Genomic DNA, 25,024 nt, shown 5'->3' with positions numbered 1-25,024 from the left:
GCCCGGCACGCATGTGCCGGGCCGATAGTCTGTGCCCATGGTGGATCAGCAGGCACAGCGCGAACGGATGGGCGACACCGACCTCGACATCGAGGAGGAGCTGCTCGGCGAAGCGGCATTCACGGTGACCGAAGGCACCGAGCGTCTCAACCGGACGTGGATCGAGCTCATCGTCACCGGGCTGTTCGGCGGCATCGACATCGGCCTCGGCATCCTCGCGATGATCCTCGTCAAGCAGGCCACCGATTCCGACATCCTCGCCGGGATGGCGTTCGGCGTCGGTCTGCTCGCGCTGAAGATGGCCCACTCGGAGCTCTTCACCGAGGAGTTCCTGCTGCCGATCAACGCGATCGTCGCCGGGCAGGGGACGTGGACCCAGCTGTTCCGGCTGTGGTCGGTCACCCTCGTGTGCAATCTGGTCGGTGGTTTCGTCTTCGCCTGGCTCACCGTGCTCGCGCTGCCGGACTACCACGACACCCTCATCGACACCGCCTACGGCTATCTCTACCCCGAATCCGTGGGGACGATGATCGGGCTCTCCCTGCTCGCCGGCGCGACGATCACGCTCTCGACGCGCATGCAGCAGGGGACCTCGAACGACGTCGTCGTCGCGCTCATCTGCATGATCTCCGGGCTGCTCGTGATCGGCCTCGGCATGCTCCACGGCGCGCTCAACGCGATCGTGATCTTCGGCGCGATGCTCGCCGGCGCATCCGTCACCGTGGGGGACTTCCTGTCGTGGTTCGTCGTCGTCATCCCTCTCAACATGCTCGGCGGGCTGCTGATCATCACCCTGCCGCGCCTGCTGCGCACCCACCGCATCCTCTCCGCGGTGCGCCGCGGTGACCTCTCGCTCGAGGACCTCGAGAAGGAAGCGAGCTGAGGGGCCGGGTGGGGCTGCCCAGGGGCGGATCGAGCGGCCCGGAGATCCGGTAGGCCCGACCCGCCCAGCCGTCCGGTCAGCCGATCGAGCGGTCGCGGCCCTCCCAGTGCGGGGCGCGCAGCGCCTTCTTGTCGATCTTGCCGAACGGCGTCTGCGGCAGCTCGGCGACGAACTCGACGGTCTTGGGGCGGGCATAGTTCGCGAGCTTGTCCCGGCTGAACTCGATGAGGGCGGCATCGGTGAGGGGCGCCTCGGGCACGGTGCGGGCGACGATGATGGCGTGGACGGCCTCGCCCCAGTCCGGGTGCGGGACCCCGATCACCGCGGCCTGCGCCACCTGCGGGTGGCCGGCGAGCACGTCCTCGACCTCGCGGGAGTAGACGTTGAAGCCGCCGGAGATGATCATGTCATTGCGGCGGTCCTTGAGGTAGACGTAGCCGTCGGCGTCCATCACGCCCATGTCGCCGGTGCGGACCCACCCGTCCCAGAACTTCTCCGCCGTGGCCTCCGGGTTGCCGACGTACTCGGTGAGCGCGAACGGCGTCTTCACCGTGATCTCGCCGAGCTCGCCGAGCGGCAGCTCCGCACCGGTGTCGTCGGTGACCTTGACGAAGGTGAAGAGCGTCGGGTTGCCGCACGAGGCGAGGAGGTGCGGGCGCGCGGGGTCGTGGTCGAGCTTGGACAGGCGGGTGCAGAACTGCGGCGCCTCGGTCTGGCCGAACAGCTGGATGAACACCTGACCGAAGATCCGCAGGCCGTGCTCCAGGCGGGTGGGCGACATCGGGGCGGCGCCGTAGACGATCGTGCGCAGGCGCAGATCGGGGAGCTCGTCGAGGGCGTCGATGATGTCGAGCACCCGATAGATCATCGTCGGGACCATGAAGGTCCAGGTGATGCCCTCCTCGATGAGGAGATCGACGACGCGCTGGGCGTCGAAGGCCGCGAGGATGCGCACGGTGGCGCCGCGGCCGATCCCGGCGAGCGCGAGGGCGCCGGCGGCGTGGGCGAGCGGGGACATGACGAGCATCTGCTCGCCGACGGCGATGTCCGCCTCGATCATCTGGATGTAGAACGCGGCGGCCGCCGAGCGGCGGGTGTGGGCGACCGCCTTGGGCCGACCGGTGGTGCCGCCGGTGAAGTTGAGCTGGGATCGGACGTGCGGGTCGGCCGGGATCTCGCCGGCCCGCGGGGTGTAGTCGGCTCCCGGGACCTCGGGGAAGGGGATCGCGCCGGGGATCGTGCGGCCGGCCGGATCGGAGAGCTGGACGATCCGCGGGCGGCCGGGGGTGGTGGTGCCGGCGGGGGCCTCGGGGTTGCTGGCGAGGCGCTCGGCGAGCGCGCTGCCGAGCTCGTAGTCGGTGATGACGACGGAGGCGCCGGCGAACTCGAGCTGGTAGAGCACGGTGTCGAGCGCGGACATGTAGTTCGCCGGGGTCTTCACCGCGCCGAGCCGGGCGACGGCGGTGTCGAAGACGATCCATTCGGCGCGGTTGCCCGCGTACATCGCGACGACGTCACCGGGGCCGACGCCGAGCTCGCGGAGCAGATCGATCGTGGCGTCCGACCAGGCCCAGATGTCGCGATAGGTGAACTCGCGGTCGTCCTCGCGGACGGCGGGGCGGGTGGCGTGGATCCGGAACGAGTGCTCGTAGATCTCGGCGGGCGTGGTGAACATGGGGCCTCCAAACGACTGTGTTCAGCGGTGACGGGTGGTGCGTGCGGCGGTGCGGGTGCTCGTGGACGGGGGCTCCGCCCGGCGGGCGAGCGCGAGCTGAGGCAACGTGCCCGGTGACCGGGCCGGCACCTCGGCGACAGAATCAGTGAATGATCGCTAGGGCGATTTTAGACCAGGTGTCAAGGGCGCGCACTATGGTGTCCACGCGCAGGAGAGCGGTTCGCGCCACCGGGTCCTCGGCTCCATCACGCTTCTCGCTGCCTCGCGGTTCTGCCTGCATCGCGCTTCTGCCTGCATCGCGCTTCTGGACGCATCACGACCTCAGAACGGCCCATTCGCGGGCGGTGGGTGATAGAACTCCTGCCGGAACTGCAAACTCCCGCGAAAACAGGTCTGTTCGAGTGGGCGGCTGCAGGAATCGCGGGAGTCTCCAGCCCCAGACTCGTTCCGATCGCGCTTTCAGGTCGGGCGTGCGACGGAGTCTGCAGTGCCGGCTGCAGCCTTGACGGGCAGGGCAAAGGCCCCCTTCGTCTCAGGCCCCGCCGGCCCGACCGCAGGTCCTCACGACCCTGTTCCCTGTGGGCCGACTCAAAATCCGACACTCGATCTGGCACTCGAGTTGACCGAGTGCCAACCCCGTCCTAGAGTCGAATTAGCACAGCACACCAGTGAGTGCTAACAGGACTCAGAAACGGCTCCGGCCACTCGGCACCCGCGACGACGAGAGGTCGACCGGACGTCCACCGGTCACGCGCGCACCGTGCGCGTGCCCGTCGGACGCCCCCGGATCTGAGAATTCGGAACGACTACACACGAAGGAGAGTGCCGAACATGTCGGTCTCCATCAAGCCGCTCGAAGATCGGCTCGTCATCCGTCAGGTCGAGGCCGAGCAGACCACTGCTTCCGGTCTCGTCATCCCCGACACCGCCAAGGAGAAGCCCCAGGAGGGCGAGGTCGTCGCTGTGGGCCCCGGCCGCGTCGCCGACAATGGCAACCGCGTCCCGCTCGACGTCAACGTCGGCGACAAGGTCATCTACTCCAAGTACGGCGGCACCGAGGTCAAGTACCAGGGCGAGGAGTACCTCGTCCTCTCGGCGCGCGACGTGCTCGCCGTCATCGGCTGAACCGCTTCCGACCGGATTCCATCCGCTCACCGGATTCCATCAATCTCTAAGGAAGTGACGTATGCCCAAGACTCTGCAGTTCGATGATGACGCCCGCAAGGCGCTCGAGCGCGGCGTGGACGTCCTCGCCAACACCGTCAAGGTGACGCTCGGCCCGCGCGGCCGCAACGTCGTGCTCGACAAGCAGTGGGGTGCGCCCACCATCACCAACGATGGTGTGACCATCGCCCGCGAGGTCGAGCTCGACGACCCGTACGAGAACCTCGGCGCCCAGCTCGCCAAGGAAGTCGCCACCAAGACCAACGACGTCGCCGGCGACGGAACCACCACCGCGACCGTGCTCGCCCAGGCCCTCGTCCACGAGGGACTGCGCAACGTGGCCGCCGGTGCCGCACCCGGCCAGCTCAAGATCGGCATCGAGAAGGCCGTCGACGCCGTCGAGGAGCAGCTGAAGAAGATCGCCCGCGAGGTGGCCGACTCCCAGGAGATCGCCCACGTCGCAGCCCTGTCCGCCCAGTCGCAGGAGATCGGCGAGCTCATCGCCGAGGCCTTCGACAAGGTCGGCAAGGACGGCGTCATCACGATCGACGAGAGCCAGGCCTCCTCGGTCGAGCTCGAGTTCACCGAAGGCATGCAGTTCGACAAGGGCTTCCTGTCTCCGTACTTCGTGACCGACGCCGATCGTCAGGAAGCTGTCCTCAGCGATCCCTACATCCTCATCAACCAGGGCAAGATCTCGAACATCCAGGACCTGCTCCCGGTGCTCGAGAAGGTGCAGCAGGCCGGCAAGCCGCTGTTCATCGTGGCCGAGGACATCGAGGGCGAGGCCCTGTCCACCCTCGTGGTCAACAAGATCCGCGGCATCCTCAACGTCGCCGCTGTCAAGGCCCCGGGCTTCGGCGACCGTCGCAAGGCGATCCTCGAGGACCTCGCCGTCCTCACCGGCGGCCAGGTCATCACCGCGGACATGGGCATGAAGCTCGACCAGGTGACCCTGGATCAGCTCGGCAGCGCCCGCACCGTGACGATCACCAAGGACAACACCACCGTCATCGACGGTGCGGGGTCCGATGACGACGTCGCCGGCCGGGTCGCCCAGATCCGCGCCGAGGTGGCCAACACCGATTCCGACTGGGATCGGGAGAAGCTGCAGGAACGCCTGGCGAAGCTCGCCGGCGGAGTCGCCGTCATCAAGGTCGGCGCCGCCACCGAGGTGGAGCTCAAGGAGCGCAAGCACCGCGTCGAGGACGCCGTGTCCGCGACCCGTGCCGCCATCGAGGAGGGCGTCGTGGCAGGCGGCGGTTCCGCTCTCGTCCACGCCGTCAAGGCGATCGAGGGCACCGACCTCGGCCTGAGCGATGACGCCGCCACCGGTGTCGCCATCCTCCGCAAGGCCGTCGTCGAGCCGCTCCGCTGGATCGCCGAGAACGCCGGCCAGGACGGCTACGTCGTGGCCTCCAAGGTCGCCGAGCTCGAGTCCGGCCAGGGCTACAACGCCGCGACCGGCGAGTACGGCGACCTCATCGGCGCCGGCATCATCGACCCGGTCAAGGTGACCCGTTCGGCGCTGCGCAACGCGGCCTCGATCGCGGCCCTAGTGCTCACCACCGAGACCCTCGTGGTCGAGAAGAAGGAAGAGGAGGACGACGACTGATCGTCGCCCCCGACACCCTTCGGTGATCACCGCACGGTGATGCGCCTGCGGGCCCGGAACTGCGGTTCCGGGCCCGCAGTGCATTCACCGGCAGGCGGCCCACCCTCTGCCGGGGCCGCGACGAACCCGCCCCGGTCTGCGATCCTGGTGGCATGTGGATGGGATGGATCGAGATGGACCTGCGTCTGGGCGATGTGCACTCCCTCAAGGCCAAGCGCTCGGTGGTCCGGCCGATCATCGCCGAGGTGCGCAAGCGCTTTCAGGTCACCGTCGCCGAGGTCGACCACCTCGACCTGCATCGGCGCGCGGCGATCGGGGCGGCGGTGGTGAGTGCGGACCACCAGCACGTCGTCGAGGTGCTCGATGCCGTCGAGCGCCTGGTCGCCGCCCGGCCGGAGATCGAGCTGCTGTCGGCCCACCGCGGCCTGCGCACGAGCGACGACGAATAACCGGAGAGCACCGGTCAGCGGACCCCGGCCCGGCTCACTCCGGGTCGGCCTCGAAGTTCTTGAAGCGGGGGTTCCTCCCGAAGTAGAACAGGCCGGAGACGATCGCAACGACGAGCAGGATGCTCATGCCGATGAGCAGCGGGAACGGGCCGAACTGCACGATGAGCGGGATCGCGGCGGCGGTGATGATGCCGCCGCCGAAGAACGGCTCGAACACGAGCTGCTTGTAGCCGAACGCCTCGTACGCGGGGCTCTTGCGGTTGGGGTCGGCCATCCGCATGAGGAGCAGGCCGGTGGCGGTGACGCCCATCGACTGACCGAAGTCGCCGATGCCGCGCTCGAACCAGTACCGCTGGATGAACCGCGGGGCGAGCACGAAGAGCACGAACACGTTCCACGCGATGCCGGCGAGCGCGAGGATCGCGAACGGCCCGAAGTTGTTCGCGATCGCATCGAGGGACAGGGTGGCGAGCGCGCTGATGATGAGGAGGTCGAGCGCCGCGCCCTGGATGCGCTCCATCGTGCCCCGGTCGAGCAGTCCGCCGCGGCCGGTCCGGTCCGCGATGATCTGGATGATCACGCCGCCGAGCATGGCGAGCGGGAACAGCGGGACGTAGGCGAAGATCTCGACGAAGTCGGCCCAGAGCGCGGCCTCGAGCGCCTGCACCCCGGTGAGCATGAGCTGGCCGATGATGATCGCGAGCGCCACGACGCCGATCGCGAGGGTGAGCGACTCGAGGGAGGAGGCGCGCACCGTGAGGCTGCCGCTCGACGGCCGGTCCTCGCCGGTGTAGAGGCCGCGCTGCTCGTCCTCGGGCATCTCCGCCTTCGAGTCGAGGAAGTCCGAGTGGCCGCGCCGGGCCGCCCAGTTGACGGCGAACACGCCGATGAGGATGCCGCTGACGATGCCGACGGTCGACATCGCGAGCGCGAGGTCGCCGCCCTCCTCGAAGCCGAGCTCGGTCATCACCGGGGCCATCCCGGCCGCGGTGCCGTGGCCGCCCTCGAAGCCGATCTCGATGAGCGCGCCGAACATCGGGCTCACCCCGAACAGCGGGACGAGGAGCACGACGGCTAGCAGGATGCCGACGACGTACTGGCCGGCGCCGAAGGTCACGCCGAGCGACAGCTGCGGGCCGAGCAGGGTGACCGCGCGCTTGGGGGAGGGGATCCGCTCCCCGAGGAACAGGGTGGCGAAGACGACGCTGATGAGGAGGCCGGGCAGCTCCGACCACACGCTCATGACATCGGCCCCGAACAGGCCGCCCTCCTCGAACGCACCGACTCCGGCGAGTCCGGCCAGCCGGCCGAGCACCTCGGGCCCGAGGACGAGCGCGAGGAAGCCGGCGATGATCGACACCGGGAGGAAGAGCTTCTGCGTGAATCGTGTCCGCACCCGGATCACCGTGCCGACGAGGGCGAGGAGTCCGAGGAGCAGGAGGGCCAGTCCGACGGTCGACGGTGACATCACAGGGGCCTTTCAGCAGACGGTCCGAGTACACACAGAATACAGGGAGGGTTGTCGACGGCGAGGTGGCCGGTCCGCCCGGTGACCACGAGGAAGTCCTCCGGGCCTCCTCGCGCGGCCGCCCGGCGCCGTTCGACCGGTGGGCACCGGCCTGGTTCGGTGCTGTGATCGTGATTACACTGGATCCACCTGCACCCACCGGGACACCGCCGTCCGCCGGGTGCACGCCTCGACCGAGGCGCGGATCCTGACCCCTGCGAGGTGCCGACGATGGCGAACCAGTCGAACGTGCTCAGAGCCCACGAGCAGCTCGACACCGGAGAGCTGACCGCGGTCAGCGGACTGCGCGAGATCGTGCGATCCTCCTGGCAGCGCTCGCTCGAGCACCGGCGCGACCCCGACCGCAGCAGCCCTGCCCATGCCCTCGACGCCCGGGCGCTCGCCGAGGCGCGCAGCGCCCACCCGCTGCGCCTCGTGCTGCCGGTGTTCGAGCAGCTCCTCTCCGCCCCCGCCGCCGGCACCGGCCTGCTCGTCGCGATCGCCGACGAGCACGGCCGCATGCTCTGGGTGCTCGGCGACGACGACGCGCTGCGTCGCGCCTCGGGCATGGGGTTCGAGGCGGGGATGGACTGGTCGGAGGAGTCGATCGGCACGAGCGCCCCCGGCACTGCGCTCGTCACGGGGGAGTCGGTCCAGATCACCGGGCCGGAGCACTTCGCGCGGTCCGTCCACCCGTGGAGCTGCACCGCGGTGCCGATCCGCGATCCGCGCACCCGCCGGCTGCTCGGCGTCGTCGACCTCACCGGTGACGAGAAGGCCGTCGCCCGCCACAGCCAGCCGCTCGTCGAGGCCGCCGTCGCCGCCGCCCAGGCGGAGATGCGGGTGCTGCTCCACGACAGCGCGCCGGCACCTGAGCCCGGATGGCCGCCGAGGTCGGTGCGGGACCCAAGCTCGGTGCCGGTCGCGAGGCCGGGGCCGGATGCGAGGCCGGTGCGGGTCGGTCCGTCCACCTCGCCGCGCCATGCAGGATCCCTGCATGCGGTCGCCCCGGAGAACTCGCCCGCCCCGGAAGCCCCGCTCGCCCCGATGCCCTCGCTCACCCCGGATCCCCTCGCCGCACCCCGTGACCAGGCCCCATCCGGCGACCCGGCCCCATCCGGCCACCAGACCGCACCCCACCGCCGAGGCGCGCAGGACTCTCCCCGGACCGTCGCGGTGCTGCGGGCGACCGGGCTGCAGGTGCCGCTCCTCGACGTCGCGGGCGGGCCGGTGCAGCTGCGCCAGCGCCATGCGGAGATACTCTCGATCCTCGCCCTCCACCCCGCCGGGGTGTCGAGCGCCGAGCTCGCCGCGCTGCTCGCCACCGACGGGGAGCCGCTGGCGGCAGTGACCCTGCGCGCGGAGATGACGCGCCTGCGCAAGGTGCTCGAGCGCTGGTGCCCCGAGCTGCCCCTGCTGTCCCGGCCCTACCGCCTGCCCGCGGGGATGAGCGCGGACTTCCTCCGCGTCACCCGGGCGATCGCCGCCGGGGAGCTCGACGCCGCCCTGGCCGATTACCGCGGCGAGCTGCTCCCGTGCTCGGACTCCGCCGCGATCGACTCCGAGCGCCACCGGCTCGCCGCGGCGCTGCGCAGCGCCGTCCTCGAATCGGGCACGCCGGAGCAGCTGTGGGAGTACCTCCAGCTCCCGGAAGCCGCCGCGGACGAGGAGGCCTGGCGACTGGGCCTGCGGATCCTGCCCGCCCGCTCACCCAAGCGCAGCCTCGTCGTGTCCCACCTCGAGGAGCTCCTCGCCGGAGCATGACCGGCCGGCGCGCACCTCGGCCCCGGCTCCCTGCCATGGTGCCCGTGCTCCGTCGGCGGGCGTGCGCACCGCTCCCACCTCGCCTGCAACCTTGAGGCAACCCCCGTCGCATTAGCGTGGACGCATCTCCCGGCAACGAGGCCGGACGAGTACACGATGACGACGAAGGAGTTGGCATGGTCGTATACGCACAGCCCGGCACCGAGGGTTCGAAGGTCACATTCAAGTCCCGCTACGACAACTGGATCGGCGGCGAATGGGTCGCCCCGGTCAAGGGGAACTACTTCGAGAACATCAGCCCGGTCACCGGCAAGCCGTTCTGCGAGGTCGCCCAATCCACCGCCGAGGACATCGAGGTCGCCCTCGATGCCGCGCACGGCGCCGCACCCGCCTGGGGGAGGACCTCGCCGGCGGAGCGCGCGGTGATCCTCACCCGGATCGCCGACCGCATCGAGGAGAACCTCGAGATGATCGCCGTCGCCGAGACCTGGGACAACGGCAAGGCGATCCGGGAGCCGCTCAACGCGGACCTGCCGCTCGCCGTCGACCACTTCCGGTACTTCGCCGGGGCGATCCGCGCGCAGGAGGGGACGCTGTCGCAGATCGACGAGGACACCGTCGCCTACCACTACCACGAGCCCTTGGGCGTCGTCGGCCAGATCATCCCGTGGAACTTCCCGATCCTCATGGCGGTGTGGAAGATCGCCCCCGCGCTCGCCGCCGGCAACGCGATCGTCCTCAAGCCCGCCGAGCAGACCCCGGCCTCGATCCTCGTGCTCGTCGAGCTCATCGGCGACCTGCTGCCCCGGGGCGTGCTCAACATCGTCAACGGATTCGGCGTCGAGTGCGGCAAGCCGCTCGCCTCGAACAAGCGGATCCGCAAGATCGCGTTCACCGGTGAGACGACCACCGGCCGCCTCATCATGCAGTACGCCTCGCAGAACCTCATCCCGGTCACCCTCGAGCTCGGCGGCAAGAGCCCGAACATCTTCTTCGCCGACGTCGCGCAGGAGAAGGACGCCTTCTACGACAAGGCGCTCGAGGGCTTCGCAATGTTCGGCCTCAACCAGGGCGAGGTGTGCACCTGCCCGTCCCGCGCGCTCGTCCAGAAGTCGATCTTCGACGACTTCGTCGCCGCCGGTATCGAGCGCGTCAAGTCCGTCAAGCAGGGCAACCCGCTCGACACCGACACCCAGGTGGGCGCGCAGGCCTCGAACGACCAGCTCGAGAAGATCAAGTCCTACCTCGACATCGGCAAGCAGGAGGGCGCGAAGGTGCTCGTCGGCGGTGAGCAGGCGCAGCTCGACGGCGACCTCGCCGACGGCTACTACGTCGCCCCGACGGTGTTCCAGGGCGACAACTCGATGCGGATCTTCCAGGAGGAGATCTTCGGCCCGGTCCTCGCGCTCACCTCGTTCGAGGACTACGACGAGGCAATCTCCGTGGCCAACGACACCCTCTACGGCCTCGGCGCCGGGGTGTGGAGCCGCAACGGCAACATCGCCTACCGGGCCGGCCGGGCGATCCAGGCCGGGCGCGTGTGGGTGAACAACTACCACAGCTACCCGGCGCACGCGGCGTTCGGCGGGTACAAGAGCTCGGGCATCGGCCGCGAGAACCACCTGATGATGCTCGACCACTACCAGCAGACGAAGAACCTGCTGGTGAGCTACTCGGACAACGCGCTCGGCTTCTTCTGAGCCGCGTCCGCCGAGCCTCCGGCCGGGCTGCGTGACGCCTGCGCGGCGCGGCCGGAGGGCACCGGTACCACCCCTCGGTCCCGGGCGCGTCCCCGGACCGCCCCCGGACGGGGCCACCCGTCCCACCCCGATCCACCTGTCCCCGGGCGGCTCCGCCGTCCCCGACGTGACCCCTTCCCATCCCTGAAGTGAACCGCTACGAGAAGGATTCAGTGACATGTCCACCATGAGAGCAGCAGTAGTCGAGCAGTTCGGCGACTCCATCACCGTCGATGAGGCCGTCGAGACCCCCACACCCGGACGCGGACAGGTGCTGGTGAAGCTCATCGCCAGCGGCGTCTGCCACACCGACCTCCACGCCCTCCACGGCGACTGGCCGGTCAAGCCCGAGCCACCCTTCATCCCCGGCCACGAGGGCGTGGGAGTCGTCGAGGCCGTCGGTGAGGGCGTGACCTCACTCGCGGTCGGCGACATGGTCGGCAACGCCTGGCTCGCCTCGGGCTGCGGGCAGTGCGAGTACTGCCGCACCGGCTGGGAGACCCTGTGCGAGCAGCAGACCAACGGCGGCTACTCCGTCGACGGCTCGTTCGGCGAGTACATGCTCGTCGAGGCGGACTACGCCGCGAAGATCCCCGAGGGCGCCGACCCCTACGAGATCGCCCCCGTGCTGTGCGCCGGCGTCACCGTCTACAAGGGCCTCAAGCGCACCGAGGTGCGGCCCGGCCAGTGGGTCGTGATCTCCGGGATCGGCGGCCTCGGGCACATCGCGGTGCAGTACGCGGTGGCGATGGGCATGCGCGTGATCGCCGTCGCCGTCGACGTCGCCGACGACAAGCTCGCGCTGGCGAAGAAGCACGGCGCGGAGATTACCGTCAACGCCTTCGCCGTCGACCCGGCCGAGGAGATCCAGTCGAAGACCGGGGGCGCGCACGGCGTGCTCGTCACCGCCGTCCACCCGGCGGCGTTCCGCCAGGCGATCGACATGACCCGCCGCGGCGGCACGATCGTGTTCAACGGGCTGCCCCCGGGCGAGTTCCCGGCGCCGATCTTCGACATCGTCCTCAAGGGACTGACGATCCGCGGCTCGATCGTCGGCACCCGCCAGGACATGGACGAGGCGCTCGCCTTCTACGCCGCCGGCAAGATCAAGCCGACGTACAGCAAGCGCCCGCTCGAGGACATCAACGCCGTCTTCGACGAGATGGAGCACGGCAAGATCGAGGGCCGCGTCGTCATCGAGTACTGACCCGCACCCCGGCCGAGGCGCCGGCCCGGCTCCTGCCGGCCGGCGCCTCGGCCCCGGGACACGTCAGGTGGTCACAGATCCACGATTCCGAGCCTACGGATCGTGGATCTGTGACCACCTGAGTGCGTTCAGGCCCCGGCGACCGTGTCGCGCAGCCGGTTCTTCAGCAGCTTGCCCGAGGGGTTGCGGGGAAGCTCCTCGGTGACGATGACCTCGCGGGGGAGCTTGTAGCGGGCGAGCTTGTCGGACAGGTGGTCGCGCAGCGTCTCGAGGTCGACCGGGGAGCCGTCGGCGGTCGTCACCACGGCCACCACCTGCTCGCCCCAATCGGGATCGGGGCGGCCCACCACTGCGACGTCGACGACGTCGGGGTGCGCGATGATCGCCTCCTCGACCTCGAGCGAGTACACGTTCTCCCCGCCGACGATGATGACGTCGTTCTTCCGGTCGACGATGTAGAGATAGCCGTCCTCGTCGAGCCGCGCGATGTCCCCGGAGCGATACCAGTCGCCATCGAAGGCCGCCGCGGTCGCCTCCGGGTTGTTGAGGTAGCCCTGCATCCGGCAGTCCCCGGAGAACCAGATCTCCCCGGTCTCGCCCGGGCCGGCATCGGTGCCGTCGGCCTTGACCACGCGCATCTCGTTGCCGAGCATCGCTGATCGGCCCACGGAGCCGGCCTTGCGGATCTGGTCCTCCGGCCACAGCAGGCAGCCGGTCGGACCCATCTCGCTCATCCCGAACAGGTTGTAGAACTGATCCGTCCGATAGGTGTCGATGAGCATCTTCGCCGTCTCGCGGTCGATCGGCGCGCCGCCATAGGTCCAGCGCCGGATCGAGGAGAAGTCGTAGGCGGCGAAGTCGAGGCCGAGCTTCTTCGCGGCGAGGATCGGGGCGACGTAGGCGATCGTCGGCCCGAAGAACGTCGTGATCCGCTCCTCGGCGATGATCTTCATCGACTCGACCGGGTGGTACTCGCGCTGCAGCACCGCGGTGCCTCCGACGAGCATCATCGGCAGCAGACAGATGTTCAGCGGCGCCGAATGCCAGATCGGCATGCAGATGAGGTACCGCTCATCGGGCCGGAGCGCGAGGTTGAGCGAGATGAGCGTGCCGACCTGAGCGATGTTCCGGTGCGAGTGGACGCAGCCCTTGGGGGCGCTCGTCGTGCCCGAGGTGTAGAGCACCTGGGCTGTTGTGCTGTCGTCGAAGTCGGCCGGTTCCGCGGGTTCGGCCGCCGTGAGCAGTCTGTCGAAGGAGTCCGCCGCATCGGACTCCGTCTCGAGCCACGTGATGCCGCCGGCGCCCTTGCGCGCGATGTCGGCGAGCTCGGCGCTGACGATCCCGAGCTGCGCGCCGGAGTGCTCGATCGTGTACTTCACCTCCGGCGCCTGCATCTTGTGGTTGACCGGCACCACGGTCGCACCGAGGTACCACGCGCCGAACGCGGCGAACACGAAGCCCGGCACGTTGAAGGTCATGATTCCCACGGTGTCGCCGGTCCCGATGCCGTGATCGGCGAGCACGCGAGCGGCGCGCAGAGCCTTCTCTCGGAGCTCGGCATAGGAATAGCGCTCCGTGCCGTAGACCAGGGCCTCTTTGCCCGGGTCGCGGCGGACGGAGGCGTCGAGCAGTGTGCTGAGCTTCATTGCTTCTCCTTGTGATCGGTGCCACACTACAAGTATTGAACCACGATTCAATTCTTAGGGGAAGCGAGGACGCGTGTATCGGGAGACAGCGCGGACGCGGGCCAATGCGGCGCAGCGCCGAGCCCGGATCCAGCGTGCTGCGAGGCACCTCGTCGCCGAGGGCGGATTCGGTGCCGCGAGCGTCGCGGCCGTCGCACGCCGCGCCGGGTGCAGTGCCGGGCTCGTCTACTCGTACTTCTCCAACCGGGATGCGCTGCTCGCTGCGGTGTTCGCCGGTGCCGCCGGCTACGAGCTCGCCGCCGTCGAACGCGCCATCGCCCGGGCGACCACGCCGGAGGAGTGCGCGAACTCGGTGACCCGGACCTTCGTCGAGCGCGCCGTCGCCGGACGTCGGCTCGCCCACGCCCTCCTCCTCGAACCCGTGCCCGAGGCGGTCCAGCGCGAGCGCTCCCGCTTGCGCCGCGGGTACGCCGTGGTGATCGCCGCCGGCCTCGAGAGGACGAGCGCCGCGGGGGCTGTGCCGATCACCGGGGACGACGCCGTCATCGCCGCCCGCGCCCTCGTCGGCACGATCTCTGAGAACCTCCTCGACATCCTCGATCACGACATGCCCGCACCGGATCCGGCGCGGATCGAGCACCTCATCGCCGCGATCACCCTCTACTCCCGACGAGCGCTAGGAGCCTCATGACCGTCACCCACACCGTCCTCAACCAGGCCGCCCCGCGCCGCGACGTCGACGAGTTCGCCCTCGACACTGCGCTCCGGGAGGCCGTGGCCCGCTACGCGCCGGACGCGGACACGGGGGAGCTCCACCGGATCGGGGAGCTCGTCGGCAGCGCCGGGTTCCAGGAGGACGCGCGGCTCGCGAACGTCCACGGCCCGCAGCTCCACACGCACGACCGCTGGGGCCACCGCGTCGACGACATCGAATTCCACCCCGCCTACCACCGGATCATCGGGGAGTCCTTGCGCGCCGGAACCCACTCGCTCGCCTGGACACAGGACGGGCCGGGTGCCGACGCCGAGCGCGCCGCCCGGTTCATGCTGTTCTCCCAGATCGAACCGGGACACGCCTGCCCGGTGTCGATGACCCATGCGGTCGTCCCCTCGCTGCACACCGACAGTGCGCTCGCGGACTTCTGGGTGCCCCGGGCCACCGCTGCGGACTACGACCCGCGGCTCATCGACCCGGCGGAGAAGACTGCGGTGACCTTCGGCATGGCCATGACGGAGAAGCAGGGCGGCTCAGACGTCCGCGCCAACACCACCCGGGCCGTGCCGGCCGGGGACCATCACCTCATCACCGGCCACAAGTGGTTCTGCTCCGCTCCGCAGTCCGACGCCTTCCTCGTCCTCGCTCAGCTGCCGGAGGGGCTGAGCTGCTTCGTCGTGCCGCGCGTGCTGCCCGGCGGGGAGCGCAACCCGTTCCGGATCCAGCGCCTCAAGGACAAGCTCGGCAACCGCTCCAATGCCTCATCGGAGGTCGAGTTCGACGGCACGCACGGCTGGCTGCTCGGCGATCCGGGACGCGGTGTGCGCACGATCATCGAGATGGTGTCGCGCACCCGGCTCGACTGCGTCCTCGGCTCCGCGGCCGGCATGCGCCAGGGCGTGGCCGAGGCGGCCTGGCACGCCCGGCACCGGGCGGCGTTCGGTGCGACGCTCATCGATCAGCCGCTCATGCGGTCCGTGCTCGCCGACCTCCAGCTCGAGGCCGAGGCCGCGACCTGGACCGCCCTCCACATCGCCGCCGCGCACGACGACGATGCCGCGGCCGAGGGCGGCGGGGGTTCCGACCGGGCCGACTTCCGCCGGCTCGCCACCGCGGTGGCGAAGTACTGGGTGTGCAAGCGCGGGCCCGAGCACGCCTACGAGTCGCTCGAGTGCCTGGGCGGCAACGGCTACACCGAGGCGTTCCCGCTCGCCCGCCGCTACCGCGAGCAGCCGGTGATGGCGGTGTGGGAGGGATCCGGGAACGTCATCGTGCTCGACGTGCTCCGGGCGCTGGCCCGGGAGCCGCATACGGCGAAGGCATTCCTCGGGTACCTCGAGACCGGGCTGGGGCGGCACGCGGACTTCGACCGCGCCTATGAGGGGCTCGCCGCCGCGCTGCAGTCCGCGCTCACGGCGGTGTCCGGCGGCGACGCCTCGGAGCTCGCGCGGGTGCAGGGCGGCGGCCGTGTGCTCGTCGAGCAGATGGCGCTCCTCCTCCAGGCCGCGATCCTCCTCGAGTCAGCACCCACGGAGGTGGCCGAGGCGTTCGTCGCCGCGCGCCTGGGCGCGGACCGGGGACGCGAGTACGGGACACTGCCCGTCGGCATCGACATCGACGCCCTCGTCGCTCGGGCATAGCGGCGACCGCGGCACTCCCGTGCCCGAGGTGCCGCGGCCAACCGGTTCAGGCGGGGGAGCCGGAGAAGGCGGGCGCCGGTGTGGGGGTCGTCGCCTCGGTGTCGCCCGAATCGGTATCGCGCGACTCGCTTCCGCCCGCCCCGGCTGCTCCTGCTGCCCGATCACCGAAAGCGCCGCGGTAGCGGGCGGCCGGGTGGCGGTCGGGGAGCCGGTCGTGACCAAAGATCCGGCCGCGCAGCGTCGTCGCCTCGCCGTAGGAGGTCTTCGCCAGGCCGCGCTCCTGCAGCGTCGGCAGCAGGTGGTCGATGAAGTCGGTGTACGACTCCGGCAGGCGCCAGTTGACGACGTTGATGCCGTCCACCCCCGCCCGCTGCCACTCGGTCAGCCGGTCGGCGATCTGCTCCGGGGTGCCGACGAGCGACTGGCCGATCATCCGGTTCCGCGCGAGATCGCCGAGCACCGGCTCGCGGCCCGGGGTCGCCGCCCGCAGCCACTCGACGTGCCCGCGGCCGCCGTTGTTCGGGATGTCCTTGAGCGGGGTGTCGGCCGGCAGTCGCGTGCCGTCGGGCAGGACGCCGATCGAGGCGTGAGTCGCGTACCCGGTGTCCGAGGCGTAGTCGAGGAGGTCGCGGTTCTTCGCCTGCGCCTCGGCCTCGGTGCTGCCGATGACGAAGCTCATGCCCTGGAAGAACCGGATGTCGTCGCCGTGCCGGCCGTTCGCCACCGCCTGCTCGCGCGCCCCGTCGATGTGCTGCCGGGCGACATCCGGGTTCGGGGTGGCGATGAACACCGCCTCCGCGTGTCGGGCGGCGAACGCGATGCCGCGCGGGGAGCCGCCGGCCTGGAACAGCAGCGGCGTGCGCTGCGGGCTCGGCGCGGGCAGGTGCGGGCCCTCGACCCGGTAGCGCTCGCCGACATGGTGGATCTTGTGGATCCGGGCGGGGTCGGCGAACCGGCCGCCGGCCCGATCCTTGAGCAGCGCGCCCTCGTCCCAGGACCCCTCCCACAGCTTGTACACGACGTCGACGTACTCGTCGGCCCAGTCGTAGCGGGCGTCGTGCTCGACGAGTCCGGGCAGCCCGAAGTTCCGGGCGGCGTTCTCCTGCGTCGAGGTCACGATGTTCCAGGCGATGCGGCCCTTCGACAGATGATCGAGGGTAGAGATCTGGCGGGCGAAGTTGAACGGCGGGTTCTGCATGACGTTCGAGGTCGTCGCCAGCCCGATGTGCTCGGTCACGGCGGCGAGCGCGCTGAGCAGCACGGTCGGGTCGTTGCTCGGGATCTGCAGCCCCTCGTGGACGTTGTCGACGTAGGAGCCGTCGGCCGGCCCGTAGAGCCCGGACACGTCGGCGAAGAACATCGCGTCGAACAGTCCGCGCTCGAGCGTGCGCGCGAGGTCGAGCCACAGGTCGAGGCCCTGGTACTCGACCTGGCCGGCGTCCGGGTGGCGCCACTGGCCGTGCTGGATGTGCGAGGGGGTGTTCATGAGGAACGCGTTGAAGAGCAGCGGGCGGGTCATGGTGGACTCCTTCGTGGGTGTCGGTGGAGGTCGGACGACGGTGTCGGTGGGTGCGGGGTGGTCAGTCGGTGTCGGGTGGTCGGTGGCTCAGGGGGTCAGGAGGACAGGCGGGTCATGAGGTCAGCGGGGTCGGGCGGATGCCGGTGCCGTCGCGGCGGCGGCCGAGCGGTCGAGCGTGTGGAGGGACTCGACGAGCGTGCGGGTGTAGGGGTGCGCGGGGGCGTCGAAGATCTGCTCGGGCGTCCCGGACTCCACGACCCGGCCGTCCTTCATCACGAGCACCCGATCGCTCAGGTGGCTGATGACACCGAGGTCGTGGGAGATGAAGAGGCAGCTCGTGCCGAGGCACCGCCGCAGGTCCGCGAGCAGGTCGAGGATCTGGGCCTGCACGGACACGTCGAGCGCGGACACCGCTTCGTCGAGCACGAGGACATCAGGCTCCGGGGCGAGCGCCCGGGCGATCGACACCCGCTGGCGCTGCCCGCCGGACAGCGTCGCGGGATTCCGCCCGGCGACCTCCGGGGCGAGCCCGACGAGCCCGAGGAGCCGGAGCACCTCGGCATGCGGCTCGGCGCCGGGTCCGGCGGTGCCGCGCCCGCCCGGGGTGGACTGCGCACCGGGACCGCCCGGACCGGAGAGGCGCGCGGAGGGGCGCACGGAGAGCGCGTCGCGGAGGATCCGCTCGACGCTCCAGCGCGGGTCGAATGAGCTCAGCGGGTCCTGCTGGACGACGGAGATCCGGGAGCGCAGGTGCCGGCGCCGCCGTTCGGGGAGGGCCGACCACTCCTGGCCGAGGAGCGTCACGGTGCCGGAGTCCGCGGACTCGAGCCCGAGCGCGATCCGCGCGGTCGTCGACTTCCCCGACCCGGATTCGCCGACGATCCCGAGCACCTCGCCCCGGTGGAGCCGGAAGGACACGCCGTCGACCGCCCGGTGCTCCGTCCCGCGGCGTCCGCGGAAGGCTTTGGCGAGTCCGCGCGCCTCGAGAACGACCTCCGCCGAGGCGCCGGCCGGAGCCGCCGGACCGGTCACCGTCGCCGAGGCGCCCGCCGGGTTCTCGGCCCCGCTCGCCTCGTCCGGCCCTGCGCTCAGGCGCCGGCCGCGGGTGGCCGCGCTCGGCACCGCCCGGATGAGCGCCCGGGTGTAGGGGTGCGCGGGCCGGGCGAGGACCTGCGCGGTGGGTCCCTGTTCGACGACGTGCCCGCCGCGCATGACGAGGACCTCGTCGGCGAGGTGCGCCACGACTGAGAGGTCGTGGCTGATGAGGATGATCGATTCCCCGGCCGCCTTCATCTGCTCGAACACCCTGAGCACCTGTGCCTGGACGGTGACGTCGAGCGCCGTTGTCGGCTCGTCGGCGATGAGCACCTGGGGGCCGAGTGCGATCGCCGAGGCGATGAGGGCGCGCTGCCGCAGCCCGCCGGACAGTTCCCCGGGACGCTGCCGGGCGCGGACCTCCGGGGTGGGGACGCCGGCGGCGGCGAGCAGCTCGACGGCGCGCCGGGCGCGGACCGCGCGCGGACCGACGCCGTGGAGGCGCAGCGCCTCGGCGATCTCCGCCCCGACCGGGCGCAGCGGGTCGAGGGAGACGAGCGCGTCCTGGAGGACGAAGCCGATCTCCGCGCCGCGGATCCGCTGCCAGGTGCGCTCGCCGGCGGTGAGCAGGTCGTGGTCGCCGAGGCGCAGGGCGCCGGCGCGGACCTCGGCGCCGTGGCCGGGGAGGCCGACGAGCGTGCGGGCGGTGACGCTCTTGCCGGAGCCGGATTCGCCGACGATCGCCACGCATCGCCCCGGGTGGAGTTCGAAGGACAGGCCGTGGACGATCTCCCGGAGCTCGCCGTCCCGGCGGAACCCGACGTGGAGGTTCTCCACCCTCAGCCGAGGCGCGCCGGTACCCGGGGCACCGCCGGGCGCGCCGGTGGCTGCGGCGGCAGGGGAGTGCTGGGCGCCGGCAGGCGCCTCGGCGCCGGTGCGGGCAGGGCCGGTGCCGGTGAGCCCATCGGGAGGGCCGCCGACCGGTGGGCCGGGGCGGACGCTGCCGGCCGGGCCGGACCCGCCACCGGTGGGGGTGGTGGTCGTGAGGAGTTCGGGGGTCATATCAGCGTCCTGTCTCGAGGCGGGTCTGGATGTGCTTGCCGAGCGTCGTCGCGGCGAGCGCGAGCACGGCGATGACGAGGCCCGGAACGACGACGAGCCAGCCGGCGGCGGTGAGATAGGCCCGCCCGGCGTCGAGCAGGGCACCCCACTCCGGCGACGGGGGTGCGACCCCGAGGCCGAGGAACGCGAGGCTCGAGGCCCACACGATCGACTGACCGATCGACATCGTGAAGATCCCGACGAGCGGGCGCAGCGCGTTCGGCAGGATGTGCGCCGCGACGACCCGCAGGCGCCGGTGGCCGAGCCCGGTGGCCGCCTCGACGTAGCCTGAGCTGCGGGCCGAGAGCAGCTGCCCGCGCACGATCCGCGCGTACCCCGGCGCGGTCCCCACCCCGACGGCGAGCACGAGGCTCAGCGGCGAGGGGCCGAGCGTGGCGATGAGGAGCAGCGCGAGGAGCAGGGTGGGGAAGGCGAAGAGGATCTCGATCGTGCGGTCGGCCGCGCCGGACAGGATCCGGCCGGTGAGCGCGGAGGCCGCGGCGAGCAGCACCGCGAGCGTGAGGCTCACCGCCGCCGCCCCGAGCCCGATGAGGAGCGACAGGCCGGTGCCGTGGACCACGCGGGTGTAGAGGTCGCGGCCGAGTTCGTCGGTGCCGAACCAGTGCGCGGCCGAGGGCGCCTGCAGGGTGGCGCCGAGGTCGAGCGACTCCGGGCTGCCCGGGGCGAGCAGGCCCGGCGCCACCGCGGCGAGCGCGAACATCGCGAGCGTCGCCGCGGCCGCGAGCGGGCCGAGGGGCAGGCGGGGCGAGCGCCCGGCCGGGGTCGTCGGGTGCGGGGCGGGCGCCCCGTCGCCGGGAGCCGGAGTGCCGGGTGTTGGAGCGCCAGGGGCCGGAGAGCCGGGAGCCGGAGCGCTGGGTGCCGAGGAGACACGCGCCGCACTGCCGACCGGCGTCGACGGGACGGGGGCGAGGGGTGGGGTGGTCATGCTTTCAACCTCGGATCGATGAGGGCGGCGAGCGCGTCGACCGCCAGGTTGACGAGGACGTAGAGGGCGGCGATGAGGACGATGATCCCGGTGACGACGGGCAGGTCCTGGGCCTCGATCGCGGACACGAGGACCCGGCCGATGCCGTTGCGGTTGAACACCGACTCGACGATCACCGCCCCGGACACGGTGGCGCCGAGCGCCCAGCCGGACAGGGTGAGCGGCGGGATCGCGGCATGGCGCAGCACGTGCCGCAGCCGCACCCCGAGGTCGCCCATGCCGCGCACCCGGGCCGACAGCACGAACGGCCGGCTCAGCGCGAGCTCGAACTCCGCCCGCGTGGCCTGCCCGAGGAACCCGGCGAGCGGAATCGCCAGCGTGAGGGCGGGCAGGACGAGTGCCGCCGGCCCGCTGCCGCCCACCACCGGCACCCAGCCGAGCTCGAGGGCGAACACGAGGAGCAGGAGCACCCCGAGCCAGTACTGGGGCACGCTCGCGGCGAACACCTCGACCGTGGAGGCGAGACCGCGGACCCGCGGGGACCGGCCGGCGGTGAGCGCCACCCAGGCCACCATGAGGACCCAGGCGAGGGCGAGCGCGGTGAGCGAGAGCGCCACGGTCGCGCCGAGCTGTTCGGCGATCATGTCCCACACCGGCCGGTGCTGCTGGTAGGAGACGCCGAGGTCGCCGCGGAGCAGCCCGCCGAGGTAGGACAGGTACTGCTCGAACGGTGGGGCGTCGAAGCCGTACTCGGCGTTGACCGGGGCGAGCTCGGCCGGGGTGCGCTCCTGCGTCTGGCCGGTGCGGAGGTTGAGGATCACCGCCGCCCGGTCGCCGGGCTGCGCGAGCTGGGCGAGGAACGCCACGGTGACCGCGCCCCACATGACGAGGAGCGCCGCGGCGAGGCGTCCCGGCCAGCGGCCGAGGTGCCGCGTCCAGGTCACGAAGCGGGCGAGCCCGGTGCGGGGCCGGGAGGGGCGGGTGCCGAGTCGGCCTGCGGCGGGGCCGGTGCCATCGGGCAGGGCGCCTCGGCGGCGGCCGGGGTCCGTGGTGCCTGCCGGGTGCGTGTCAGTCGACGAGGTGGGCGTCATGGAAGACCGGTCCTCCCTGTGAGTTCTCCTGGCGGATGCCGTCGACGTGCGGACCGACGGCGAGCGTGCTCAGCCGGTCGTACACGCCGATCGACAGCGCCCGGTCGGCGATGTACTCCTGAGCCTGCCGGTAGAGGGCGTCCTGCTCGTCGGGGTCGACGGCGGAGTTCGCCTCGCGGATCGTGGCCTCGAGCGCGGGGTCGTTGTAGAAGGCGGAGTTGGACGGGTTGGGCGAATCCGGGAGGTTCTGCCGCCAGTTGACGAGCAGGATGCCGGCGTTGACGGAGGTCCAGTAGCCGATGCTGACGTCGTAGTCCTCGGGCCCGGAGTAGGCGCCGGCGGCGGCCGCGCTCGGTGGGAAGGGGATGAGCTCGACCTCGAAGCCCACCTCTTCGGCGTACTGCTGGAGCCCCTGGATGATCGCCGCGCCGTCCTGGTTGATCGTGCGGTTGATCGCGTAGGGGAAGTCGATGTGGAGGCGCGCGCCGTCCTTGACGCGCACCCCGTCCGCGCCGACCTCCCAGCCGGCTGCGTCGAGGAGCTCCCGGGCGCGCTCGGGGTCGTGGGAGTAGCGGGCCGCGGCCTCCTCGCTGTAGGCCGGGGTGGAGCGGCTCACCGGGCCGTTGCCCTCGTAGGGGATGACCCCGCGGCCCACGGCCTCGACGACGGATTCGCGGTCGAGGCTGTAGGCGAAGGCCTGCCGGACGCGCTCGTCGGCGAACGGCCCGCGGCTGGTGTTGAAGCTCAGCTGCTGGGGGCGGCCCGGGGTGACGTAGCGGTGGAGCTCGTAGCCCTCGGACTCGAGAGCGGACCATTCGAAGGCCTGGATGTCGTAGATCGCGTCGACCTCGCCGGAGCGCAGGGCCGCGGTGCGGGCGGTGGGGTCGGTGATGAAGCGCCAGTCGACGCGCGCCACCCGGGCCGGTCCTTGGACGGCGGCGTTCGCCGGCGCCCAGTCGTAGTCATCGCGGCGGTCGAGCACGATGTTCTGTCCGCGGTTCCATGCGGCGACGGTGAACGGGCCGGAGCCGATCGGCTGCCGGCAGTTCTCCTCCGCGGTCCGCTCCGCCAGTGCGGCCGGCGACTGGAGACCGAAGTAGGGCTGGGTGAGGTTCTCCGCGAACCGGGGGTAGGGCTGGGAGAGCGCGACCTCCACCGTGGTGGCGTCGAGAGCACGGGCGGAGTCGACGTAGGGGCCGATCCACACCTGCGCGGTGCCGTTGCCGCCGGCGAGCCAGTAGTCGATGTTGTCGACGACCGCCTGCGCGTCGACCGGGGTGCCGTCGGAGAAGGTGGGCCCCTCCTGCAGGGTGAAGGTCCAGGTCAGGTGGTCGGCGGACTCGTGCCAGTCGGTGGCGAGCCAGGGGACCACCTGCCCGTCCTCGTCGAGGGAGACGAGGGCGTCGAGCACCTGGTGGGACAGGTAGCCCTGCTCGATCCAGCCGCCGTGCACGCAGGGCGGCTCCTGCTGGTGGCCGTAGACGAGCGTGCCGCCGGCGGAGTCGGCTGAGCCGGGGCCGGTGCCGGGCCGGGAGGCGGCGGCGAGCTCGGTGCCGGGTGCAGCGCAGCCGCCGAGCAGCGCGAGCATCGCGAGGCCGGCTCCGAGGAGCGCGGACGGTCTCGGTGTGCGCATGGGCTGACCTCCTGGTCGGTGGGGGCGGTGATGTCGGGTGGCCGGTGGGGTGCTGTCGTGCGATCGGTGGGGTGCTGTGCACTCCTGTGCTCGGTGTGAGCTGTGTCGCCACCGTAGGGAGGCGGCGGGGTCCGGTGGAGCGGACCGGGACGCAGAGCGACGCGGTGCGTCACACCGGCGTCATCCCTCGTCGCACAGTGACGCCGGATGACGGCATGCGTCGCCCTGACGACCGGCTGGGGCCGGCTGTGGCACGGCAGCCGGCGGACGCCTCGGCGGCGGGGCCGGGCAGGTGCGGGGCCGGGGGAGCCGGCGGGCGCCTCGGCGGCGGGCGCCGTCGATAGACTGCCCGCATGGCTGATTTCGTCGACCGCCGCTATGCCGCCGTCCGCTCCCTCGCCGCCGAATCCCTCATCACCGCAGAGCAGCCGGTCGTCGGGATCATCGACACCGAGGCGGTCGAAACCCAGATCGAAGCGCTGAGCTGGGCATTCAGTTCGATCCCGGACACGATCCACCTCGTGGCGTGCAAGGCCGTCACCCTCGTCCCGCTGCTGCGGTTCCTCGCCGACCGCGGGATGGGCGTCGAGGTCGCGAGCCCCGGGGAGTTCGCGATGGCCGAGGCCGCCGGCTTCCCACCGGAGCGGATCGTCCTCGACTCGCCGGCGAAGACCGTGCCGGAGATCCGTCACTGCCTGACCGTGGGCGCGGCAGTGAACATCGACTCCTACCAGGAGCTCGCCCGGATCGAGGAGCTGCGGGCGGAGATCGACACGCGCTCGGTGATCGGAGTTCGGGTCAACCCGGTCGTCGGCTCCGGGTCGATCGGCGAGATGAGCACCGCGACGACCACGACGAAGTTCGGCATCCCCCTCATCGACGAGGAATCCCGGCAGGCGCTCGTCGACACGATCGTCGCCCGCCCCTGGATCACCCAGCTCCACGTCCACTCCGGGTCGCAGGGCGTCGGGCTCGACCTCGCTGCGGAAGGCATCAGCCGGATCGTGTCGCTCGCCGAATCCGTCACGGAGGGCGCCGGGTTCCAGCAGATCACCCGGATCGACATCGGCGGCGGGCTGAGCGTGAACTTCGGCTCCGACGAGATCACCCCGACGTTCCACACCTACGCCGAGGTGCTCGAGCGCGCGGTGCCGGAGCTGTTCAGCGGCAGGTACACCGTGCTCACCGAGTTCGGCCGCTCGCTGCTCGCCAAGGCCGGGTCGATCGCCACCCGCATCGAGTACACGAAGAACGTCGGGCAGCGGGCGTTCGCGATCGGTCACGCGGGTGCGCAGACCGCGACCCGCACGGTCTTCATGCCGCAGGCCTGGCCGCTGCGGGTGAGCGCCTTCCACGCCGACGGCACACCCAGCCGGAACCCGAACCGGATCCAGGACCTCGCCGGGCCGTGCTGCTTCAGCGGCGACATGATCGGCCGCGAATTCGTGATCCCCGGCCTCGACCCCGGCGACATCGCGCTCATCCACGACACCGGTGCCTACTACTTCTCCACCCCCTTCGCCTACAACGCGCTGCCGCGCATCCCGGTCTACGCCTACACCTCGGACGGGTCGACGGCGAAGTTCACCTGCATCCGCCGTCAGCAGACCGTCGCCGAGCTCCTCGCCGAGGCGGGGGAGGACGTCCGCCTGTGAGGCGCGGTCAGGCTGCTTCGAAGGGACCGCCCGAGGTGCC

At 71.2% G+C, this 25,024-nt stretch carries 18 protein-coding genes; 10 read left to right on the top strand and 8 right to left on the bottom strand.

All coding sequences use genetic code 11. The features are described 5' to 3' along the window. The first annotated feature begins 37 nt into the window (after positions 1 to 37). Positions 38 to 883 (top strand): formate/nitrite transporter family protein, encoded by an 846-nt coding sequence (locus MTQ12_RS00755; protein ID WP_282599070.1) that lies wholly within the window; start codon positions 38 to 40, stop codon positions 881 to 883. A 76-nt stretch (positions 884 to 959) separates the two neighbouring features. Here MTQ12_RS00755 and MTQ12_RS00750 read toward each other — a convergent pair whose 3' ends face one another. Further along, positions 960 to 2,558: an AMP-binding protein gene (locus MTQ12_RS00750; protein ID WP_247423171.1), complete on the bottom strand. Its 1,599-nt coding sequence runs from the start codon at positions 2,556 to 2,558 to the stop codon at positions 960 to 962. Between the two features lie 831 nt (positions 2,559 to 3,389). Between MTQ12_RS00750 and groES the strand changes: the two genes are divergently transcribed. From groES to MTQ12_RS00735, 3 genes are all read left to right on the top strand, one after another. Beyond that, positions 3,390 to 3,683: a co-chaperone GroES gene (gene groES / locus MTQ12_RS00745; protein WP_247423169.1), complete on the top strand. Its 294-nt coding sequence runs from the start codon at positions 3,390 to 3,392 to the stop codon at positions 3,681 to 3,683. A 61-nt stretch (positions 3,684 to 3,744) separates the two neighbouring features. Then, entirely contained in the window at positions 3,745 to 5,337 is a 1,593-nt protein-coding gene (gene groL, locus MTQ12_RS00740; RefSeq protein ID WP_247423168.1) for a chaperonin GroEL, read from the top strand. A 152-nt stretch (positions 5,338 to 5,489) separates the two neighbouring features. After that, complete coding sequence (locus MTQ12_RS00735; protein ID WP_247423166.1) at positions 5,490 to 5,786, top strand: DUF503 domain-containing protein; 297 nt, start codon at positions 5,490 to 5,492, stop codon at positions 5,784 to 5,786. A gap of 34 nt (positions 5,787 to 5,820) precedes the next feature. Here MTQ12_RS00735 and MTQ12_RS00730 read toward each other — a convergent pair whose 3' ends face one another. Continuing rightward, a complete protein-coding gene (locus MTQ12_RS00730) occupies positions 5,821 to 7,254 on the bottom strand; it encodes a sodium/glutamate symporter (RefSeq protein ID WP_247423164.1) in 1,434 nt (477 codons plus the stop codon). Positions 7,255 to 7,524: 270 nt separating this feature from the next. On the opposite strand from MTQ12_RS00730, the gene MTQ12_RS00725 reads away from it, so the two are divergent. The 3 genes from MTQ12_RS00725 (at position 7,525) to adhP (ending at position 12,003) form a co-directional block, all read left to right on the top strand. Then, the gene (locus MTQ12_RS00725) at positions 7,525 to 9,057 is read left to right on the top strand and encodes a GAF domain-containing protein (protein WP_247423162.1); all 1,533 of its coding nucleotides are present in this window, start codon (positions 7,525 to 7,527) and stop codon (positions 9,055 to 9,057) included. Between the two features lie 176 nt (positions 9,058 to 9,233). After that, a complete protein-coding gene (locus MTQ12_RS00720; protein ID WP_247423159.1) occupies positions 9,234 to 10,757 on the top strand; it encodes an aldehyde dehydrogenase family protein in 1,524 nt (507 codons plus the stop codon). A 217-nt stretch (positions 10,758 to 10,974) separates the two neighbouring features. Further along, entirely contained in the window at positions 10,975 to 12,003 is a 1,029-nt protein-coding gene (gene adhP, locus MTQ12_RS00715) for an alcohol dehydrogenase AdhP (protein ID WP_247423158.1), read from the top strand. 128 nt (positions 12,004 to 12,131) lie between these two features. On the opposite strand, the gene MTQ12_RS00710 is transcribed toward adhP, so the two are convergent. Continuing rightward, positions 12,132 to 13,649 carry an AMP-binding protein gene (locus MTQ12_RS00710; RefSeq protein WP_247423155.1) on the bottom strand — a complete coding sequence of 506 codons (1,518 nt, stop codon included), beginning with the start codon at positions 13,647 to 13,649 and terminating at the stop codon, positions 12,132 to 12,134. Between the two features lie 73 nt (positions 13,650 to 13,722). On the opposite strand from MTQ12_RS00710, the gene MTQ12_RS00705 reads away from it, so the two are divergent. Both MTQ12_RS00705 and MTQ12_RS00700 read left to right on the top strand, forming a co-directional pair. Further along, positions 13,723 to 14,340, top strand: a complete 618-nt coding sequence (locus tag MTQ12_RS00705; protein ID WP_247423153.1) for a TetR/AcrR family transcriptional regulator — start codon at positions 13,723 to 13,725, stop codon at positions 14,338 to 14,340. Next, on the top strand, positions 14,337 to 16,004 hold the full coding sequence (locus tag MTQ12_RS00700; protein ID WP_247423150.1) for an acyl-CoA dehydrogenase family protein: 1,668 nt from the start codon (positions 14,337 to 14,339) through the stop codon (positions 16,002 to 16,004). Before MTQ12_RS00705 ends, MTQ12_RS00700 begins: the two co-directional genes overlap by 4 nt. Positions 16,005 to 16,050: 46 nt before the next feature. Here MTQ12_RS00700 and MTQ12_RS00695 read toward each other — a convergent pair whose 3' ends face one another. The 5 genes from MTQ12_RS00695 to MTQ12_RS00675 form a co-directional block, all read right to left on the bottom strand. Next, positions 16,051 to 17,523 (bottom strand): LLM class flavin-dependent oxidoreductase, encoded by a 1,473-nt coding sequence (locus MTQ12_RS00695; protein ID WP_247423149.1) that lies wholly within the window; start codon positions 17,521 to 17,523, stop codon positions 16,051 to 16,053. 120 nt (positions 17,524 to 17,643) lie between these two features. Further along, positions 17,644 to 19,620, bottom strand: coding sequence for an ABC transporter ATP-binding protein (locus MTQ12_RS00690; protein WP_247423147.1), 1,977 nt, complete (start codon positions 19,618 to 19,620; stop codon positions 17,644 to 17,646). Position 19,621: 1 nt separating this feature from the next. Then, positions 19,622 to 20,605 (bottom strand): ABC transporter permease subunit, encoded by a 984-nt coding sequence (locus tag MTQ12_RS00685; RefSeq protein WP_282599069.1) that lies wholly within the window; start codon positions 20,603 to 20,605, stop codon positions 19,622 to 19,624. Continuing rightward, the gene (locus MTQ12_RS00680) at positions 20,602 to 21,696 is read right to left on the bottom strand and encodes an ABC transporter permease (RefSeq protein WP_247423144.1); all 1,095 of its coding nucleotides are present in this window, start codon (positions 21,694 to 21,696) and stop codon (positions 20,602 to 20,604) included. The genes MTQ12_RS00685 and MTQ12_RS00680 overlap by 4 nt, the downstream gene beginning before the upstream one ends. Then, positions 21,674 to 23,329 carry an ABC transporter substrate-binding protein gene (locus tag MTQ12_RS00675; RefSeq protein ID WP_247423142.1) on the bottom strand — a complete coding sequence of 552 codons (1,656 nt, stop codon included), beginning with the start codon at positions 23,327 to 23,329 and terminating at the stop codon, positions 21,674 to 21,676. The genes MTQ12_RS00680 and MTQ12_RS00675 overlap by 23 nt, the downstream gene beginning before the upstream one ends. Before the next feature lie 353 nt (positions 23,330 to 23,682). Between MTQ12_RS00675 and MTQ12_RS00670 the strand changes: the two genes are divergently transcribed. Beyond that, complete coding sequence (locus tag MTQ12_RS00670; RefSeq protein WP_247423140.1) at positions 23,683 to 24,984, top strand: diaminopimelate decarboxylase; 1,302 nt, start codon at positions 23,683 to 23,685, stop codon at positions 24,982 to 24,984. The last annotated feature ends 40 nt before the right edge of the window (positions 24,985 to 25,024 follow it).

Origin of the sequence: Brevibacterium sp. R8603A2, from assembly GCF_023072605.1 — a bacterium.
GTDB classification, from domain to species: Bacteria; Actinomycetota; Actinomycetes; order Actinomycetales; family Brevibacteriaceae; genus Brevibacterium; species Brevibacterium pityocampae.
The sequence above is the reverse complement of the archived record's forward strand: the minus strand, read 5'-3'. Positions and strand labels throughout refer to the sequence as shown.

Coding starts and splice junctions, on each gene's coding strand:
- MTQ12_RS00700 (WP_247423150.1), top strand. CDS start 14,337: ATGACCGTCACCCACACCGTCCTCAACCAGGCCGCCCCGCGCCGCGAC.
- MTQ12_RS00690 (WP_247423147.1), bottom strand. CDS start 19,620: ATGACCCCCGAACTCCTCACGACCACCACCCCCACCGGTGGCGGGTCC.
- MTQ12_RS00755 (WP_282599070.1), top strand. CDS start 38: ATGGTGGATCAGCAGGCACAGCGCGAACGGATGGGCGACACCGACCTC.
- MTQ12_RS00725 (WP_247423162.1), top strand. CDS start 7,525: ATGGCGAACCAGTCGAACGTGCTCAGAGCCCACGAGCAGCTCGACACC.
- MTQ12_RS00735 (WP_247423166.1), top strand. CDS start 5,490: ATGTGGATGGGATGGATCGAGATGGACCTGCGTCTGGGCGATGTGCAC.
- MTQ12_RS00670 (WP_247423140.1), top strand. CDS start 23,683: ATGGCTGATTTCGTCGACCGCCGCTATGCCGCCGTCCGCTCCCTCGCC.
- MTQ12_RS00710 (WP_247423155.1), bottom strand. CDS start 13,649: ATGAAGCTCAGCACACTGCTCGACGCCTCCGTCCGCCGCGACCCGGGC.
- MTQ12_RS00730 (WP_247423164.1), bottom strand. CDS start 7,254: ATGTCACCGTCGACCGTCGGACTGGCCCTCCTGCTCCTCGGACTCCTC.
- MTQ12_RS00720 (WP_247423159.1), top strand. CDS start 9,234: ATGGTCGTATACGCACAGCCCGGCACCGAGGGTTCGAAGGTCACATTC.
- MTQ12_RS00675 (WP_247423142.1), bottom strand. CDS start 23,329: ATGCGCACACCGAGACCGTCCGCGCTCCTCGGAGCCGGCCTCGCGATG.
- MTQ12_RS00680 (WP_247423144.1), bottom strand. CDS start 21,696: ATGACGCCCACCTCGTCGACTGACACGCACCCGGCAGGCACCACGGAC.
- groL (WP_247423168.1), top strand. CDS start 3,745: ATGCCCAAGACTCTGCAGTTCGATGATGACGCCCGCAAGGCGCTCGAG.
- groES (WP_247423169.1), top strand. CDS start 3,390: ATGTCGGTCTCCATCAAGCCGCTCGAAGATCGGCTCGTCATCCGTCAG.
- adhP (WP_247423158.1), top strand. CDS start 10,975: ATGTCCACCATGAGAGCAGCAGTAGTCGAGCAGTTCGGCGACTCCATC.
- MTQ12_RS00685 (WP_282599069.1), bottom strand. CDS start 20,605: ATGACCACCCCACCCCTCGCCCCCGTCCCGTCGACGCCGGTCGGCAGT.
- MTQ12_RS00750 (WP_247423171.1), bottom strand. CDS start 2,558: ATGTTCACCACGCCCGCCGAGATCTACGAGCACTCGTTCCGGATCCAC.
- MTQ12_RS00695 (WP_247423149.1), bottom strand. CDS start 17,523: ATGACCCGCCCGCTGCTCTTCAACGCGTTCCTCATGAACACCCCCTCG.